The organism is Lactiplantibacillus herbarum (assembly GCF_001039045.1).
Classification (GTDB): domain Bacteria; phylum Bacillota; class Bacilli; order Lactobacillales; family Lactobacillaceae; genus Lactiplantibacillus; species Lactiplantibacillus herbarum.
Genome location: NZ_LFEE01000040.1, coordinates 3,058 through 20,561 on the forward strand (window position 1 = coordinate 3,058; position 17,504 = coordinate 20,561).

Here is a 17,504-nt window from a genome sequence, read left to right on the forward strand (position 1 = left end):
CACCGGAGGCGAAAGTTGCGACTAGTTTTATATCTACTTTCAGCGATTTAATTAACTTTAAACTTTTGTTATCGAAACAAAAATACGACTGACCCGCTATTACCAGCGAGTCAGTCGTATTTATTTAGTTTGATTTTATGATTTAGTCATCCAAACCGAGTCGTGCAAAAATTTCATCAATGTGGCGTAAATGATAATGGTAATCAAAGGCGTCATCGATAGCGGCTTGGTCTAAATGTTCACGGATTTCAGTGTTAGCTTCGACCAGTGGTTTGAACTGTAGCTGTTCGTCCCATGATTTAGCCGTCAATGGTTGGACTAAGTCATAAGCATTTTCCCGTGACATCCCGGTATCGATCAACTTCAATAATACGCGTTGACTGTAGATCAAACCGTAAGTTGCGGACATATTCTGTTCCATGCGTTCTGGGAACACCGTTAAGTTCTTAACGATCTTGTTGATTCGCGTCAAGATGTAATCAACCAGCATGGTCGTGTCTGGCAAGATGATCCGTTCGGCTGAAGAATGCGAGATATCGCGTTCATGCCATAATGGCACGTCTTCGTATGCCGTCATCATGTGACCACGAACGACCCGAGCCAAACCAGTCACATTTTCAGAACCGATTGGGTTACGTTTATGTGGCATTGCGGAAGAGCCTTTTTGACCCTTGTTGAAAAACTCTTCAACTTCATGGGTTTCAGACTTCTGTAAACCACGAATTTCCGTCGCAATCACTTCAACGCTGGTAGCGATTAAAGCTAAGCTAGCAATGTATTCGGCGTGTAAGTCACGTGGCAAAATCTGAGTTGAGATTTCTTGTGCGCGTAGACCCAGTTGTTTGCAGACAAATTCTTCAACAAACGGTGGAATGTTCGCAAACGTCCCAACTGCCCCACTGATTTTCCCCGCTTCAACACCAGCTGCGGCGTGTTCAAAACGTTCAATATTACGGTTGATTTCTGAATACCAACGCGCTAATTTCAGTCCGAAGGTGGTTGGTTCGGCGTGAACACCGTGGGTACGACCCATTTCGACAGTATATTTATATTTTTTAGCTTGTGCTGCTAGTGTTTCACGTAAATCTTGTAAGTCTTGGCGAATAATGACGTTAGCCTGCTTTAACCGGTACCCCTGTGCCGTGTCGACGACATCGGTACTCGTTAAACCATAGTGAACCCACTTACGTTCATCACCCAATGATTCTGAGACGTCGCGAGTAAACGCTACTACGTCGTGATGGGTAACAGCTTCGATCTCTGCGATACGATCAACGTCAAACTTAGCATTCTTCCGAATCTTAGCTACATCACTGGCTGGAATCTTGCCTAGTTCAGCCCAGGCCTCATCCGCAGCAATTTCCACTTCTAACCATGCTTGGTATTGATTTTCTAATGACCACACTTTGGCCATTTCGGGACGCGTATAACGATCAATCATTGCTAATCCTCATTTCTATTTACTTATTCACCAACAAAACACGAACATTATTATAGCATAACCACATAGCGATTGGTAGTAACGAACAATGAAAAGAATCGTTCCTTTTTCATTAGTTCGTCATTTAATGAGTTAAGCTTCCTGCCGTTTTCAGTTAATGCTGAACATTAAATAGTTGTCAAAACAAGAACATTCGGTTTTAAGGTTGCAATCTGAGTCTAAAATTGCTATACTCATTTCTGTTGGAGTGCTGAACATTCAGCTACTCTTTGCTGTTAATCATTCATAATTAAACTATTTAATGAGGTGGACAAGTATGGCATCAGTTGTAGTAGTAGGTAGCCAGTGGGGCGATGAAGGTAAAGGAAAGATCACGGACTTTTTAAGTCAGGAAGCAGATGTGGTATCACGTTACCAAGGCGGCGATAATGCCGGCCACACCATCGTATTTAATGGTAAGACTTTCAAATTACGGCTGATTCCATCAGGGATCTTCTTCCATGACAAGCTTGCCGTAATCGGTAACGGTGTCGTTTTGAATCCTAAGTCACTCGTTGAAGAACTACAATACTTACGTGACAACGACGTTAACCCGGATAACTTACGTATCTCAAACCGGGCACACGTAATCCTGCCTTACCATATTACATTGGATGGCGCCCAAGAAAAGTCTAAAGCTAGTGGCAAGATTGGGACGACCAATAAAGGGATCGGCCCAGCTTACATGGATAAGGCCGAACGAATCGGGATCCGTGTTGCTGATCTATTAGATAAGGATACGTTCGCTGCATTATTAAAGCGTAACTTAGCTGAAAAGAATCAGATTATCACGAAGCTTTACGATTTAGAACCACTTAAATTTGAAGATATTTTTGAAGAATACTACGCTTACGGTCAACAATTGAAGCAATTTGTTACCGATACTTCAGTTGTTATCAACGACGCTCTCGATAACGGCCAACGAGTTCTATTTGAAGGTGCTCAGGGTGTTATGTTAGATATTGACCAAGGAACTTACCCTTACGTTACTTCATCTAACCCCGTTGCTGGTGGTGTTACGATCGGTAGTGGTGTTGGTCCTTCTAAGATCGACAACTGTGTCGGTGTCTTAAAAGCCTACACTTCCCGCGTTGGTGATGGTCCATTCCCAACTGAGCTCTTTGACGAAGTTGGAAACTTCATCCGTGAGACCGCTCACGAATACGGTACCGTTACGAAACGTCCTCGTCGAATCGGTTGGTTCGATAGCGTTGTCTTACGTCATGCCAAACGTGTCTCTGGTTTAACTCACTTGAGCTTAAACTGTTTAGACGTCTTGACCGGCTTAAAGACGATCAAGATCTGTACCGCTTATGACTTAAATGGCGAAACCATCTACCATTACCCAGCTAGCTTGAAAGAACTCGAAGCTTGCAAACCAATCTACGATGAACTTCCTGGTTGGGATGAAGATATTACTGGCGTTAAGACGTTAGCCGAATTACCTGAAAATGCTCGCAATTACTTGAAACGGATCGAAGAATTAGTTGGCGTTAAGATTGCGACCTTCTCCGTTGGTCCTGACCGCGAACAAACAAATGTAATCGACCACGACATCTGGAGCTAATTAAAGGAGTCCTTACGACATGGCTATGGAGATTTTTGACTACGAAGATATTCAATTAATTCCGAACAAGTGCGTTATTGACAGTCGCTCAGAAGCTGACACCACCGTTGAACTAGGTGGCCGCAACTTTAAAATTCCAGTCGTCCCTGCTAACATGGCAACCGTGATTAATGACGAAGTCGCTCAATGGCTCGCCGCTAACGGCTACTTCTACATCATGCACCGCTTCGAACCTGAGACTCGACAAGCATTTATCGAAAAAATGCACGCTGATGGGCTTTTTGCTTCCATCTCAGTCGGTGTTAAAGATAATGAAGTTGCATTCATCGATGAACTGGCTGCCAAACAGTTAGTACCTGAATACATTACGATCGATATTGCCCACGGTCACGCGGACAGCGTCATCGAAATGATTAAGCATATCAAAGACGTGATGCCAGCTAGTTTTGTCATTGCTGGTAACGTTGCGACCCCGGCCGCTGTTCGTGATCTCGAAAATGCCGGTGCTGACGCTACTAAAGTCGGTGTTGGTCCTGGTAAAGCATGTATCACCAAGGTTAAGACTGGTTTTGGTACTGGTGGTTGGCAATTAGCTGCCGTCCGCTGGTGTGCCAAGGCAGCTCGCAAACCGATTATCGCTGATGGTGGTGTGCGGACTAACGGTGACATTGCTAAGTCGATCCGCTTCGGTGCTACGATGGTCATGATCGGTTCAATGTTAGCTGGTCATCAAGAATCACCTGGTAACATTCTGAAAATTGATGGCAAGACTTACAAGCAGTACTATGGTTCAGCCAGTGAAACGCAAAAAGGTGAACATAAAAACGTTGAGGGTAAACAGATGTTGGTCCCTTACCGTGGTCACCTTGAAGACACGCTGAATGAAATGCAAGAAGACTTGCAATCCTCAATCTCATACGCGGGTGGCCGTGATCTTAAGGCCATCACTAAGTGTGACTATGTCGTTGTTAAGAATTCGATTTATAACGGTGATTAGTAACTAATAAAATAGCTTCCGAACTGACTAAATTGGCATCCGTCAATTGATTAGTTTGGAAGCTATTTTTGTTTTACTTTTAAAGACCTAATAAAACACCTAAGAAGCAACCTCAGTTATAACTTTAATAATCCATGACAGCACTAAAGAAAACGATTACACTATAGTTAAATCACTAATCGAGGTAATCAACTATGGAACACAATCGTATCTTACGCCTAGAGCATGGCATTAACTTTCGCGAACTCGGCGGTTATGAGAATTCAGCCGGTAAAACCATTAAATGGCAAAAATTGCTTCGTTGCGGTGGCATGTCACTATTAAGCGACCATGATCTCAATTACTTAGATGACTATGGTCTCCGCTACGACATTGACTTACGCCAAGCCAGCGAAGTTCAAATGTCACCCGACCGTTATCCTGAAAACACCCGCTATCTCAATACATCAGTCTATCCATTCACGGATAATCGCCGTTTTGACCACCGGCTCAAACGGTTGATTAAGCGCATGATCGTGGACGACGCCTTCAACACCCAAACGTATGCCCAGATGATCACCGACAGTCATCCGGTCAAAGTCTGGCAAGACTTATTCACCACGCTACTTGCGAACGATCAGCCTGACCAATCAGTCCTCTTTCACTGTGCAGCCGGAAAAGATCGGACCGGTGTTGCTGGTGCTCTAATTATGACCGCACTGGACGTTCCTCGCGAGACTATCACTGACGACTATTTGCTCACTAACGCCGTCTTCATGGCCGCTGATAACATGGATACTGCCAGCATTATCACTAAGGCTAACGCAGGCGACCTTGCTAGCCAGTTTAATGTGGCCATGTCCGTTGAGGCTAACAACATTAAAATGATTTTCCGCGTCTTTGACGACCTCTATGGCGATGGTCAGGGGTATCTCCGGGAAGTACTCGGCTTATCACAGTCTGATATTACTGATTTACAACACTTATACTTAGAATGAGCACAAAAAGAGAGTGGGACAAAAGGCGGGTTGCTACCGAGCATAGCCTAGGAATACGAATGATTGTGCATTTTCAATCGTTTGTATTCCGTAGCTAAGCGGAGGGAGCAGCCTTTTGTCGCACGTTTCGACTGTAAATATGTGAAGATAAAAAAAGAATTTGGGTTTTGTCCCAAACTCTTTAGCATTTTCCAATAGTAATCTCTGCAGCAACCTACACCCCTAATTATTATGGTTATAAGCCCAGACAGTCAGCGGTGCGAAGACGATCACGATACCAATCCCAAAGATCAGAACTAAGACGGCTTCATGCGTCCAACTACCCGTTGCTAAAATTTGACGGATCGCCGTAATCACATACGTAACCGGGTTCAAGTTCGCAATCACCTGCATGAATTTTGGCAACGTCTTAATTGGAATAAAGGCATTCGACATGAACGATAAGACCATCATCGTAATCATCGAGAAACTTTGAACCATTGTCGCATTTTTGGCCATCAATCCTAACAGCGCAAAGATCCAAGACAGCGCCCATCCCGTAAAGATTGCCAATAAACCACTAACGATCACCCAGCCAAAACCGGCTGTTGGACGCCAGCCCATTGCGTAGCCGGTAGCTAGAGATGCAACTGCCGCAATCAGTAATCGTAAAATATCTGCGAACAGTTGGCCAGCTAACGGTGCAATGTGTGCCATTGGCAATGATTTGAAGCGGTCAAAGACACCCGAATCCAAGTCCTCTCTGATTTGAGAACCTGAACCAGAAGCCGCCGACAGCATCGTTTGAATTAAAATCCCAGGGACGATCGTTGGTAGATAAGCTTGAACGCCACCAGCAATTGCACCCCCAAATAAGTAACCAAACATCAGCATAAACATGACTGGTTGAATAATGACATCCATAAAGCGATCCGGATTGTGAATGGTTTTTAATAAGTTACGGTAAGCCATTGTTGCCGTATTCGTGATCAAGTTACCACGGTGTGTTTGTACATCCATTATTAGTTTCCTGCTTTCCTAATTCTTGCCAACGGTTAAGTCCATGAAGACATCATCCAAAGATGGTTCCTGAACCGTTAAATGACTGATTGCGATTTTAGCCTGCTGTAACGCCGTTAAAATGGGCGTTAGTTGACTAACTTGATTCAAGGTCACACTCAGTTGCTGACCCGTTCTTTTGACCGTTGCTTTTAGTTGCGCCGCCACTAGCTTCACGGCAGCGGCAACTTGGCCGGTCTGATCAACCGTAAAGTTCAAGGTGGTTCCCCCAACTTGTTGTTTCAATTCGGCCGGCGTTCCAATCTTAACTAGCTGGCCGTGGTCGATCACCGCAATGCGATCAGCCAATTGATCGGCTTCATCTAAGTACTGGGTCGTGAGCACAATCGTCGAACCTTGCGCGACTAAATCGCGAATCGTTGCCCACATCTGCGTTCGGGTTCGTGGATCTAAACCCGTCGTCGGTTCATCTAAGAAAATCAACGCTGGCCGCGTAATCAAGCTAACTGCTAAATCTAGTCGCCGGCGCATCCCGCCAGAAAAATCCTTCAACGCCTTGTCTGCGGACTCGACTAATGAGAATTCCTGTAAAAGTTCAGTCGCACGCTGTTTTGATGCGGCTCGTGATAACCCATTCAACCGAGAGAAAATCAGTAAATTCTCACGGGCTGAAATATCTTCATCAACTGAAGCATACTGACCCGTCAGGCCAAACATTGACCGCGCCAACCGCCCTTCTTTGACCGTATCGTGGCCAAAAATTTGAACACTACCTTGATTGGCTTTCAATAGGGTTGTCATCATTCGTAACGTGGTTGTTTTACCCGCACCGTTTGGACCTAATAAGCCGAATACTTCACCCTGCTTCACGTTAAACGAGACATCATCCACCGCAATCTTTTTACCAAAACGTTTCGTTAAATGATTTACTTCAATTGCATATTCCTTTGTCATTTCAATTCCTCTTTTGCCAGAAAATATTAATCAGGTCACCTGATGAAAATTATTATAAGGGCACCTGACTAATTCGTCAACCATTTTATTCAGGACCCCTGACTGTATTTTTCAGTGTGAGCCGGTATAATAACCTTAGGAGGAATTTTCATATGACCAATCTACTCAAACAAAAAACTGCAGCCAGTAAGTTAATGGAATTTGAAATGGTCCAACACGTTGCCAACGACATCGCTCATCGGGGACATCCTGACCACGGTGAACGCCAGGCAAAGTTTCAGGGTCAGGGTAAGATTTTACTAACCTTGAATCAAGAGGACGGCCTCTCCCAGAAAGAATTGGCCACCCGGCTCAACTTGACTGCTCAATCAACCGCTGAATTCGTTAATAAATTAGTCAAAAAACAATTCGTGACTAAAGAAAAATCCGCTACCGATCGGCGTGTTTCGATTATCCGAATCACGCCAGAAGGTCGACAGGCTGCCGTTCATGAAACATCTGAAATTCCACCGTTTTTAAATGCCTTAACGGACGAAGAACTCAATCAGCTCACTTCAATTTTCACAAAAATCAATACGAGCCTTTATGATGAAATCAACGAGGCTAATCCGACTTGGTATAACCGATTTCATCAATCCTTTTCTAATCATTTTCGGGATTGGTTTCTCTAATATATTCCAGACAAAAAAGGAGCTATGACAGATGCCATAGCTCCTTAGTGCATTACAACTATTAATGGTTGAAACGTGCACCAGCAGGCAGAGTCCTCCGTTTAGCTACGGAGGAGCAACGATTGCAAAGAACCGCAATGCTCGGTCTCTACCAGCCTGCTGGCCCACTCTCCTATAAAATCGGTGACAACAACCGTGAAAAAGTCTGCTTGAATTTCAACCAGAACGACTGGTTCTTAAAGTCTTGGACTGTAATTAAGCTACTGAGTTCCTGATCTGCTAGGAAGAACTGTTCAAGCTCAGCCGCCAAGTCTGCATCGTACAGGAAGGCGTTCACTTCAAAGTTCAACTTAAAGCTTCGGAAATCCATGTTGGCTGAACCAACTGAAGCGACTTGACCGTCAATAACGATCGTCTTGGCATGAATAAAGCCGTTATTGTAATAATAGATTTTAACGCCAGCATCCGCCAACTCACGGGCATAGTACTGGGTTGCCCGGTACACGAAAGCGTGATCCGGTTTGTCCGGCACCATAATTCGCACATCAACGCCAGACATAGCAGCGATCTTAATCGCATCCAACACTGAATCATCTGGAATCAGGTATGGCGATTGAATCCACAGCCGGTGTTGCGCAGTCATAATCATCTTGATGTAGCCCAACTTGATCTGTTGACCATCATTATCTGGCCCACTTGAAACAATCTGTAGTGACGTGTTACCTTTAACCCGAATCACTGGAAACATCGCAGCATTAGGCACAATCCGGTGTTCTGGATCAGTGGCATTCCAGTCACGAATGAAACGTTCTTGAAGTTCAAACACTCCGGAACCCACAATGCGCAGATGAGTATCCCGCCAATAACCAAACTTTTTATCACGACCAAGGTACTGGTCACCGACATTAAAGCCACCAACGTAGCCAACCCGACCATCCGTAACAACGATCTTACGGTGATCACGGAAGTTCAAACGAAAGTCCAGAATTGCTGAACGTGCGCCCAAGAATGGCCGCGCGTGACCGCCGAGCTCTTCTAAGTGCTTGAAGAAGCTGCGGAAAGTCCCCATGGAACCCCATGGATCATAGAGCACGCGCACATCAACACCCTGTTCGGCTTTGCGTTCTAGTAAATGTAACAGTTCGTTACCGATCTGATCATTGTAGAACGTGTAGTATTCAATATGCACATGGTCCTTAGCCGCTTCGATATCTTGGAACATCGCGTGAAACTTTTCGTGACCGTCCGTGAAGATCTTAACGCGGTTCTTACGGCTCAGTAAGGCCCCGTCAGAATTCAGGAACAAACTAACCATCCCACGCACCGAACTGGTAACCGCATCGGCTGGCATCAGTTCAGTTCCCAGGGCGTCTCGTTGCCGTTGAATCATTTCTTCCAAACGAATTTGGGTCTCTTTACGCAACCGGAATAACCGGTTTTTGGGTAATTTCCGACCGATAAACGCGTACGCGATAAAACCGACAATTGGGATCATGATTAAGACTAGTAACCAAGCCCAAGTCGCAGCAATATCCCGATCGCGATCGCGAAAAACGGTAATAAATGCGGCCGCCGCATTTAAAACGATAATCGCATATAGTACTGGCTCAATATATTGCAATGCAGGCACCTACCTAAAATTTTAATAATAATTTTATTCTACCGCAGATAGTAGTAAGATAATAATCTTTACGAATGTAATTTTTGCATTTTTCGATAAAAAAGTTAATAATAACGCTCAAGGAGGGCACGTCCAATGTTAGGAATGCTAGCAATTCACGGTCTCGGTCCCATTCGCCTCTTTCACTTAACTGAACGTGCGGCAGGACCACGCGCCGCGGTGGGAATCTTATTAATCGTCATTTTACTAGTAGTGGCTTACCGCTACTATCGACGTCACCGTTAATCATTAATCAACATCCCAAACAGCAGCTAACTGCTGTTTTTTTATTGCATTAATTCCCACTACAACCAATTACGTCATTGACGATTATTTTCATTTAAGATTCACTGAATTATTTCCTAACATCTGTCGTCCCAACTTAGTTCAGTTAACTAAACAATCAGTGAAAAATCGCTCTGGAGCCTCGATTTCAATCGGTCTTATTACCCCGTCACCACAAAAGCTAGTATAGTATGGGCACAGCTTCAAAATGAAACGGGGGTGTGCCCATCCATGCGTACAAGAACTAATCAGCAACGCACACTAATGGGAATGTTAATTACATTAGGCGTCGTCTACGGGGATATTGGGACCTCACCACTATACGTCATGAATGCCATCATTAACGACGCTGGGCCACTGAAAAACGTCACCCCTAATTATGTCATCGGCTGCGTCTCTTTAATTTTTTGGACCTTAATGCTGATTACAACGGTTAAATACGTCTTGATTGCATTACGGGCCGATAACCGTCATGAAGGTGGCATCTTCGCACTGTACGCCCTCGTTCGCCATCGTGGTAAATGGCTAATTTTTGTCGCGCTGCTCGGTGGTGCGGCACTACTTGCTGACGGCACATTAACCCCAGCGGTAACCGTTACTTCAGCAGTTGAAGGCCTAAAAGACTTGCCCGAATTGAGTGCTTTTTCACAGTACGCGTGGCTCGTCCCACTCACTGTCAGCATTATTCTACTGGCACTCTTTATGATTCAAGGATTCGGCACCGCTGTGGTTGGCCGCTCATTTGGACCCATGATGCTCGTCTGGTTTACCGTGATCGGCGGTTTTGGCCTGTTTCATATTGCTCAGGCACCCATGATTCTTAAAGCTTTCTCACCCATCTACGCGCTACAAGTACTGGTCAGTCCAACTAACCGGATGGGGATTTTCATTCTTGGTAGCATTTTCCTAGCTACGACCGGTGCAGAAGCCCTGTACTCAGATATGGGGCACGTTGGCAAAGCAAACATTGACGCCACCTGGCCATTTGTCTATCTAGCTTTGATTTTGAACTATTTAGGGCAAGGCGCTTGGCTCATTAATCACGCCCAACTACCAGCATGGCGCAACGCAACTAACATCAATCCTTTTTACGAAATGATTCCCCACTCGATGCAAGTCGCTATGATTATTATTGCGACCTTCGCAGCAATCATCGCTTCACAAGCACTGATTACCGGATCGTACACCTTAGTTGATGAGGCGGTCGGCTTGAAATTTTTACCCCGCCTCCGCATCAAGCATCCCAGCAACGTTCGCAGCCAAATTTATATCGGTGCCGTCAACTGGTTACTCTGCTTAGTTACCCTGATAATCGTCTGGTTATTTCAGACTTCCGCCCACATGGAAGCTGCGTATGGTCTCGCCATTACAATCACTATGTTGATGACAACGATTCTACTCAACCAGTGGGTCCAAAAACAGGGGTACCAGGGCTTAGCACTACTCTTATTAATTGGATTTGGCACACTTGAATCAGTCTTCTTAATCGCTAGTCTAACCAAATTCATTCACGGTGGTTACCTGACACTAGCCCTCACCTTAGCGATTTTCTTAGTGATGGTCACGTGGTTCTTCGGTAACCGGCGTCGGCTGCGCTATGATCAGGCAAATGAATTGATCAGTCTCCTTGATTACCGTAATCAGTTGATTCGGCTCAGTCACGATGAGCACTTGTCGTTGTTTGCAACCAACCTAGTTTATTTATCCAAGGTCGATCAGCACCACCGCTTGAAACGGTCAATTCTATACTCGATCCTTGATAAGCAGCCTAAGCGTGCGCTTGTTTACTGGTTCATCACGATTAATGAAACAGATCAGCCCTACGACTGTGACTACAGCGTCGATATGCTTGGGACCCGCAACATCGTCGAGGTCCGATTGAACCTTGGCTTTCGGAAATCACAGCATATCAACCTCTATCTACGGCAGATTGTTACCAGTCTGATTGCGACTAACAGTATCGACCAGCAACATACCCACTACGGCATTACGCAACCGAGCCAAGTTGGCGACTTTAAGTTTGTGGTTCAGAATCAACAGATCATGGATCTAGCAAGCAACCCCGCGACTCACCATTTAGACCGGTTGCTAATCGGCGGCCGAATCTTACTACAGAACATCACCCCCTCACCGGCTATTTGGTATGGGTTAGAATTCAGTGATGTTCTTGAAGAAACCATTCCGTTGTTTACTAAACCGGCCAGCGATAGGACATTGACTAACTTAACGGTGAAAAATGCGGTACCGCCAGAAAACAAATAACTTTTATATTAATGCAAAAAAATATAGCCACACAAGATTGTCAGACTATTCATCTGCCCTTGCAAGTAGCTATATTTTTTATTGATTATTAGATTCAATGACAAATTATTCGAGTTCTTTTTGAAAACCACTGGTCGCTTTTAACATAATCACACTGGCATATGTGAACAATAGAATCCCACTAACCATCAATATTAGACTGCCATTTTTAGTGACCTGAAATAACGCTGTATAACATAGTGTCCCAATTGGTACGATTGATGCATTAGCAGTAGTCATTAGTGACATCACCCGTCCTAATAGCGTTGTTGGAATTGTTTCTTGCAGTTTTACCTTGCCCGTGATATTCATCACGACTAGCGTCAATCCAATAATCGTCATTATGGCTGTCCCTGAAATCAGTAAGGTCCTACTATCTTGTACAAAGTTAAACAGCATGCCAACAACGGCCAATTCTAAACCAAGTGCTAAGAAAGAGATTATAAGTCTTTTGCTAAAGCCACGATCAGCTTTTACTAAACTCATAATCAAGCTCCCTAAAAGCATTCCCGCGGCTAAACCCATTTCAAAAATACCAATCGCACTATTACCAAGGTGGAGCTGACTCTTGATGATAAAAGGCATTCCAATAGTCAGTGACGTAAATACAAAGTTAACCACGGTTGCCAAAATAATAATCCATTTGATTAAATATCGCGAACTAATATAGGTTAGCGCTACTTTAAAGTCCAGCATCGCTGAAGCCTTGACACTAGTCTTCTCAGCTTTTTCAGCAACATTAAACTTCATCGAAATCAGGATCAAGAGCGTCCCAATCGTAGCTAGCACTTCGATATAGATCAACCCTTTAAATCCAAGTAGGCTATACAGCGAAACACCTAATACCGGCGATAGGATCGAGGCAATCGCAATTGATCCCTGCGTTAACGAATTTAACCGCTGAATATTCTGCTGGTTGACCAATTCATGGATTGATGACGAATACGCCGTATCATTTAAATTGGTGGAGACCGAATTAACAATTAAAAAAATAACTACTGCAATCAGCGCCCCATTAACGTTGGAGACTGTCATATAAGCGGCAAATACAATCAACGCAATCAGTCTAATCACGCTGCTAAGAAATAGTAACAATTTATGATTATATTTATCCACTAGATTACCGACTGGCACCAAAAATAATAGACTAACTAGTGGATACACAATAGACTCCACACCAAAACTAATTGCTGATTTGGTCTGATCTAGTAACATCAGCCCCAGCCCAAAAGAAAACATTTTCTCACTCAGAGAACTGATAAAGTTGCTAGAAACATCTTTTGTAATCTGAACATATGATTGCCAATCTGTTATTTCATCCATCGACTTCACCTCTAAAGCATTAGCCAGATTTCAATCAAAATATTCTGATTTAATAAATAGACAATAATTCTCAACGCGACTAGTATCTTTCTATGCAACTGAACTCTTTACGCTCAACTTATTTAGAACTCACCCGCTGCGGCTCCGAACTCTGAACCCCGAGAACATCCAAGAAGAATGACACAATTGGAATCCCGATAATCAAGCCCCATGCGCCTAACAGGCTCTCCATAATAATCAGCGTAATGAAGGTCACGAACACCGGTAAATCAGTCCGGTTTGCCATTAACCGTGGATGTAAGAAATACGATTCAAACGTATGAATCAGAATCACTAGAACGACGATCCACACGACCCGTATCAAGCCACCTGACGCAAATGCCAGTAATGTCAACGGAACCATTGAAATCAAAACTCCGGCTACCGGCACCAAGCCTAAGATAAAGACAATGATTGATAGAACCATGATACTAGGCATCCCAATGATCATAAACCCAATCGTCATCAGGATCGTGTTGATCGTACAGATGACCAACTGGGTTTCAATAATCCGGCCAAGAATCATGATGAATTTGTGGGTCAAGTAGTAGACATTACCGAAGAATTTTTTGAACTTCGACTGCATAAATTGCCGACCAAAGACCATCATCCGGCCTCGTGAAACAGCAAAAATAAAACTGAGGAAGATTGCCATCAGTAAATGAGTCAAGCCGGTACCAACATGGCCGACTTCTTTAATACCCGTCACTAGCAATGACTTCCCATTTTGAATCAGCTCACTACTGTGGATAGCCTGATTGACCCACTTATCAATATTCCGGTTCAGCACCGGGTGATGAGTGATTGCCTTAGCCAGCATATTGGGAATCACTTTGAGCTGCGAAACTAGCGTTGGTGCCGCGTAGGATAGCGCGCCAATCAACAGGCCCAATATAACCACGTACACGACGACTACCGCCAATACATACGGCAAGTGCGTTTTCAGATTCAACCACCGACTGAGTTTGATACCTAAGTAAGCAAAGATCGTTGTCAGCAGAATCACCGTGGCAAAGCCGCTCATAAAGTAAATGATAACGATCAATAACGCCAACGTTAAGTACATGTCGACGTCATCATGCTTTAAAAATCGAACAATTCGCTCCATAATTGATCCCCCAATTGTTTAATACTTGCATTATATCACTGCTATCTAGCCGTTATCCCCACCCGTACCAGCCTTGAATTAAATTTGACACTTAAAATAATTAGCGCTATGATAAATGACAATAATTAAAGAACGATTAAAAGATGAGTATTTGGTGTGGCCGTTCAGCGAGTATCGGGTTGGTGGAACGGTACCGGCTTAGCCAATGAAGATGGTCTTGGGACAGTTCGCTTTGGTGAGTGCTTGCATGAGCTAAAACCGGTCTAACTAGCCGTTAACCTAGTTGGCAATTGCATGTGATGCAGTTGTTTTGAGTAAGTCGGCGTGATCCGGCTTAGCACTCAGGTGGTACCACGGCCATGCGTCGTCCTGAATAATGACAACATTATTCAGGACGACGCTTTTTTCGTTCTCACAATAAAATTTAAGGAGTTTGATATTTATGACAACTACAACAACTTTAACCGCACCTTTCCGTTTTGACGTCGTGGGCAGTTTACTGCGCCCCACTAGCTTGAAAACAGCCCACGAACAACTGGCCGCCGGGAAAATCACTCCTGAACAAGAACTCGAAGTACAACATGCTGAAATCAAACGGGTTGTTGATGAACAAGTCAAACTCGGCCTCAAAGCGGTAACGGACGGTGAATTCTCACGCAGTTGGTGGCACTTAGATTTTCTTTGGGGATTAACCGGTGTCGGTAAGTACGACTATCAACAGAGTTATAAATTCAAGGGCGATCACACTCGTACCGATAATGCCGAACTCATTGGCAAGGTAGCCTACAACCCAGATCATCCGTTCTTCGCTGCTTTTGAATACCTACAATCAATCGTACCGGCGGGAGTTCTAGCTAAGCAGACGATTCCCTCACCAACGATGCTCTTCCGTGATAATCGGAGTGATAACTGGTCACAATTCTATGACAGCTGGGATGCCTACTTAACTGACCTCGCACAGGCTTATCACGATACGATTCAACGCTTCTACGACCTCGGTTGCCGCTATATCCAACTTGATGACACGACTTGGGCATTTTTGATCAGTAAACTGAACGACAATACCGCTGATTCGACACAGTATACGCGGTGGGCTGAAGACGCAGTCAAAGTGATCAACGCAGCGATTGCCGATTTACCTAGCGACTTAACGGTCACTACCCACATCTGCCGTGGTAACTTCAAATCAACCTACCTCTTCTCAGGAAGTTATGACGTGGTTGCCCCTTACTTAGGTCAGCTTAACTACGACGGTCTCTTCCTAGAATACGACAACGACCGCGCTGGTAATTTCGACGCGTTAGATCAAATTTGGAACCACGACGAACATAAACGAATTGTCCTTGGATTAGTCACTTCAAAGTTCCCCGAACTAGAAAAAACAACGGTGCTTCAGGAACGGATTCAAGCTGCCGCAACAAAAGTTCCGCTGAATAATCTCACACTGTCAACGCAATGTGGCTTTGCATCTACTGAGGAAGGTAACCAGCTGACCGAAGCACAGCAATGGGCTAAACTGGCACTTGTGATTGGAACGGCTAAGGACGTTTGGGCGGAAGGCTAGTAGCAATCACTACTTTCTTAATAAATCTCAACTTTTTTAAATATAGATAGTAAAAGCGTATCTGAAAAGGAAAAATTTTTCCTTTCTCAGATACGCTTTTATAACACAGCTTCTTCAAAATAAGCCTTACTAAGTATCAACACGCGTATTTAAAGCTGCTTCTTCAAACTGTTGGTCACCTCGACGTATTTTATTCATGACAGACTTATTTGATAGAGTCCTCATCGTCTCTTGCATTGCATCATAGTCCCGTTTACCCATCACAACTACGCTCTCATCAGAATTCCCACTGGTAACAATCAAAGCACCCACGTCATTATTGACTTGTTTCATATAGATTTTAAGTTGTTTACAAAAGTTTGAATAAGTAACAGTATCCGTTGTCCTCAGCCTTCTTATTTTTACACATCAATTGTACCTGCAACCAAAACATTTACCGAATGTTTCCCCTTATTGAAAAAATCATTCTCACTAACACATCTAACAAATAAAAGGTCACTCCCCATTAATTAATCTAATGAGTAAGTGACCTTTTCCTATACAATTAGCGATTAATCCGTGGCCGCCAGCGAACAGCTGGTTCAGTGATGGTCGCCGGCTCTTTTAATGGAACATTTAGCAAGATCACACCCGCAATGATCGCTAAGAAGCCGACCATTTTAATACCAGTCAAAACTTCACCAAACGCCCAAATACCAATCAGGCCAGTCACGGCTGTACCAGCACCAGCCCAAATCGCATAGCCTACGCTCAATGGAATCTTACTGAGTGCCCGCGAAAAACTGAAGATGGCCAGTCCGTAGAGTAACATTCCGACCATACCAATAAGTGGATATTTAAACCCTGCTGATAATTTTAATAAGCTCGTGCCTACGATTTCAACCCCGATCGCCAACACTAATTGAATCCATGCCCGCATATTAATGACCCCCGATCCTTTTTAAACGTTTAGTAGAATTGCACCAATCACGATTGCAACTAGCCCACTGATTCGAGCCAAACTCAATCGTTCACGATAGACAACGACTGCTAAGACAACCGTTGCTAGCGTTCCCAAGCCAGCCCACATGGCATACGTCACCCCTAATGGTAGGCGCTGCATTGCAAGCGTCACTAAGACCAACGAACTAAAATACCCAACTAACACCATTAACGTTGGTATCAAGTTCCGAAACCCGTTCGCGCGCTTAAGGAAAAAGCTGCCGATAACTTCCATAAAAATGCCACCAAATAATAACCCGTATGCCATCTTAATCACCTCACTAAAAATTTCAATTGTCCTACTATTCTACGGAAATTTATTTCAAAAGGCAATAAAAAGGTACGCCTGGCTGATTACATTTGTGTTACAGTATGTACACTTCTGCTCGGTTAGTATAACGATAGGGCTTCGTAACCAGGTTAAACAGGTACTTTTCCAAATAATTACCCTACATTATCTGCTACAAGCTAAGCCTGATTCACTGATATTTACGCCGCAAAGAGACTAGAGAAGCACCCTAGCCCGGCCTACTGATTACTACTTAATATGTAACTAAAGGTTGAAACTCCCAAAACAACTCAAACCATTGATTTAAAA

Annotated in this window: 16 protein-coding genes; 7 read left to right on the top strand and 9 right to left on the bottom strand. The window is 44.0% G+C overall.

The genetic code is table 11. The features are described 5' to 3' along the window. Positions 1 to 142: 142 nt before the first annotated feature. A complete protein-coding gene (purB, locus tag ACG95_RS12420) occupies positions 143 to 1,441 on the bottom strand; it encodes an adenylosuccinate lyase (protein WP_048000832.1) in 1,299 nt (432 codons plus the stop codon). 316 nt (positions 1,442 to 1,757) lie between these two features. On the opposite strand from purB, the gene ACG95_RS12425 reads away from it, so the two are divergent. The 3 genes from ACG95_RS12425 (at position 1,758) to ACG95_RS12435 (ending at position 5,021) form a co-directional block, all read left to right on the top strand. Then, positions 1,758 to 3,047 carry an adenylosuccinate synthase gene (locus ACG95_RS12425; RefSeq protein WP_048000833.1) on the top strand — a complete coding sequence of 430 codons (1,290 nt, stop codon included), beginning with the start codon at positions 1,758 to 1,760 and terminating at the stop codon, positions 3,045 to 3,047. Between the two features lie 25 nt (positions 3,048 to 3,072). Continuing rightward, positions 3,073 to 4,044: a GMP reductase gene (locus tag ACG95_RS12430; RefSeq protein ID WP_048000846.1), complete on the top strand. Its 972-nt coding sequence runs from the start codon at positions 3,073 to 3,075 to the stop codon at positions 4,042 to 4,044. A gap of 194 nt (positions 4,045 to 4,238) precedes the next feature. Then, positions 4,239 to 5,021, top strand: a complete 783-nt coding sequence (locus ACG95_RS12435; protein ID WP_048000834.1) for a tyrosine-protein phosphatase — start codon at positions 4,239 to 4,241, stop codon at positions 5,019 to 5,021. 222 nt (positions 5,022 to 5,243) lie between these two features. Here ACG95_RS12435 and ACG95_RS12440 read toward each other — a convergent pair whose 3' ends face one another. Both ACG95_RS12440 and ACG95_RS12445 read right to left on the bottom strand, forming a co-directional pair. Beyond that, positions 5,244 to 6,020: an ABC transporter permease gene (locus ACG95_RS12440; protein ID WP_048000835.1), complete on the bottom strand. Its 777-nt coding sequence runs from the start codon at positions 6,018 to 6,020 to the stop codon at positions 5,244 to 5,246. A gap of 18 nt (positions 6,021 to 6,038) precedes the next feature. Continuing rightward, positions 6,039 to 6,974, bottom strand: a complete 936-nt coding sequence (locus ACG95_RS12445; RefSeq protein ID WP_048000836.1) for an ATP-binding cassette domain-containing protein — start codon at positions 6,972 to 6,974, stop codon at positions 6,039 to 6,041. A gap of 152 nt (positions 6,975 to 7,126) precedes the next feature. Between ACG95_RS12445 and ACG95_RS12450 the strand changes: the two genes are divergently transcribed. Then, positions 7,127 to 7,645, top strand: a complete 519-nt coding sequence (locus ACG95_RS12450) for a MarR family winged helix-turn-helix transcriptional regulator (RefSeq protein WP_048000837.1) — start codon at positions 7,127 to 7,129, stop codon at positions 7,643 to 7,645. 172 nt (positions 7,646 to 7,817) lie between these two features. On the opposite strand, the gene cls is transcribed toward ACG95_RS12450, so the two are convergent. Next, positions 7,818 to 9,266, bottom strand: a complete 1,449-nt coding sequence (gene cls, locus ACG95_RS12455; RefSeq protein ID WP_048000838.1) for a cardiolipin synthase — start codon at positions 9,264 to 9,266, stop codon at positions 7,818 to 7,820. Positions 9,267 to 9,401: 135 nt separating this feature from the next. Between cls and ACG95_RS14635 the strand changes: the two genes are divergently transcribed. Both ACG95_RS14635 and ACG95_RS12460 read left to right on the top strand, forming a co-directional pair. Further along, positions 9,402 to 9,551 carry a hypothetical protein gene (locus ACG95_RS14635; protein ID WP_173425519.1) on the top strand — a complete coding sequence of 50 codons (150 nt, stop codon included), beginning with the start codon at positions 9,402 to 9,404 and terminating at the stop codon, positions 9,549 to 9,551. A gap of 270 nt (positions 9,552 to 9,821) precedes the next feature. Continuing rightward, the gene (locus ACG95_RS12460; RefSeq protein WP_048000839.1) at positions 9,822 to 11,852 is read left to right on the top strand and encodes a KUP/HAK/KT family potassium transporter; all 2,031 of its coding nucleotides are present in this window, start codon (positions 9,822 to 9,824) and stop codon (positions 11,850 to 11,852) included. Positions 11,853 to 11,957: 105 nt separating this feature from the next. On the opposite strand, the gene ACG95_RS12465 is transcribed toward ACG95_RS12460, so the two are convergent. Together ACG95_RS12465 and ACG95_RS12470 are read right to left on the bottom strand one after the other, a co-directional pair. Then, entirely contained in the window at positions 11,958 to 13,214 is a 1,257-nt protein-coding gene (locus tag ACG95_RS12465) for an MFS transporter (RefSeq protein WP_048000840.1), read from the bottom strand. Between the two features lie 118 nt (positions 13,215 to 13,332). Continuing rightward, entirely contained in the window at positions 13,333 to 14,361 is a 1,029-nt protein-coding gene (locus ACG95_RS12470) for an AI-2E family transporter (protein WP_048000841.1), read from the bottom strand. 442 nt (positions 14,362 to 14,803) lie between these two features. Between ACG95_RS12470 and ACG95_RS12475 the strand changes: the two genes are divergently transcribed. Further along, positions 14,804 to 15,925, top strand: a complete 1,122-nt coding sequence (locus tag ACG95_RS12475) for a vitamin B12 independent methionine synthase (RefSeq protein WP_048000842.1) — start codon at positions 14,804 to 14,806, stop codon at positions 15,923 to 15,925. Between the two features lie 129 nt (positions 15,926 to 16,054). On the opposite strand, the gene ACG95_RS12480 is transcribed toward ACG95_RS12475, so the two are convergent. The 3 genes from ACG95_RS12480 to ACG95_RS12490 all read right to left on the bottom strand — a co-directional run bounded on the left by ACG95_RS12480 (position 16,055) and on the right by ACG95_RS12490 (position 17,174). Then, positions 16,055 to 16,315: a type II toxin-antitoxin system Phd/YefM family antitoxin gene (locus ACG95_RS12480; RefSeq protein WP_082137371.1), complete on the bottom strand. Its 261-nt coding sequence runs from the start codon at positions 16,313 to 16,315 to the stop codon at positions 16,055 to 16,057. A 154-nt stretch (positions 16,316 to 16,469) separates the two neighbouring features. Continuing rightward, complete coding sequence (locus ACG95_RS12485; RefSeq protein WP_048000844.1) at positions 16,470 to 16,844, bottom strand: DMT family transporter; 375 nt, start codon at positions 16,842 to 16,844, stop codon at positions 16,470 to 16,472. Positions 16,845 to 16,865: 21 nt separating this feature from the next. Further along, the gene (locus ACG95_RS12490; RefSeq protein ID WP_048000845.1) at positions 16,866 to 17,174 is read right to left on the bottom strand and encodes a DMT family transporter; all 309 of its coding nucleotides are present in this window, start codon (positions 17,172 to 17,174) and stop codon (positions 16,866 to 16,868) included. Between the last annotated feature and the right edge of the window lie 330 nt (positions 17,175 to 17,504).

What these genes read in the sequence shown, in the direction of transcription:
- purB (WP_048000832.1), bottom strand. Translation starts at nt 1,441, where the DNA reads ATGATTGATCGTTATACGCGTCCCGAAATGGCCAAAGTGTGGTCATTA.
- ACG95_RS12425 (WP_048000833.1), top strand. Translation starts at nt 1,758, where the DNA reads ATGGCATCAGTTGTAGTAGTAGGTAGCCAGTGGGGCGATGAAGGTAAA.
- ACG95_RS12430 (WP_048000846.1), top strand. Translation starts at nt 3,073, where the DNA reads ATGGAGATTTTTGACTACGAAGATATTCAATTAATTCCGAACAAGTGC.
- ACG95_RS12435 (WP_048000834.1), top strand. Translation starts at nt 4,239, where the DNA reads ATGGAACACAATCGTATCTTACGCCTAGAGCATGGCATTAACTTTCGC.
- ACG95_RS12440 (WP_048000835.1), bottom strand. Translation starts at nt 6,020, where the DNA reads ATGGATGTACAAACACACCGTGGTAACTTGATCACGAATACGGCAACA.
- ACG95_RS12445 (WP_048000836.1), bottom strand. Translation starts at nt 6,974, where the DNA reads ATGACAAAGGAATATGCAATTGAAGTAAATCATTTAACGAAACGTTTT.
- ACG95_RS12450 (WP_048000837.1), top strand. Translation starts at nt 7,127, where the DNA reads ATGACCAATCTACTCAAACAAAAAACTGCAGCCAGTAAGTTAATGGAA.
- ACG95_RS14635 (WP_173425519.1), top strand. Translation starts at nt 9,402, where the DNA reads ATGTTAGGAATGCTAGCAATTCACGGTCTCGGTCCCATTCGCCTCTTT.
- ACG95_RS12460 (WP_048000839.1), top strand. Translation starts at nt 9,822, where the DNA reads ATGCGTACAAGAACTAATCAGCAACGCACACTAATGGGAATGTTAATT.
- ACG95_RS12465 (WP_048000840.1), bottom strand. Translation starts at nt 13,214, where the DNA reads ATGGATGAAATAACAGATTGGCAATCATATGTTCAGATTACAAAAGAT.
- ACG95_RS12470 (WP_048000841.1), bottom strand. Translation starts at nt 14,361, where the DNA reads ATGGAGCGAATTGTTCGATTTTTAAAGCATGATGACGTCGACATGTAC.
- ACG95_RS12475 (WP_048000842.1), top strand. Translation starts at nt 14,804, where the DNA reads ATGACAACTACAACAACTTTAACCGCACCTTTCCGTTTTGACGTCGTG.
- ACG95_RS12485 (WP_048000844.1), bottom strand. Translation starts at nt 16,844, where the DNA reads ATGCGGGCATGGATTCAATTAGTGTTGGCGATCGGGGTTGAAATCGTA.
- ACG95_RS12490 (WP_048000845.1), bottom strand. Translation starts at nt 17,174, where the DNA reads ATGGCATACGGGTTATTATTTGGTGGCATTTTTATGGAAGTTATCGGC.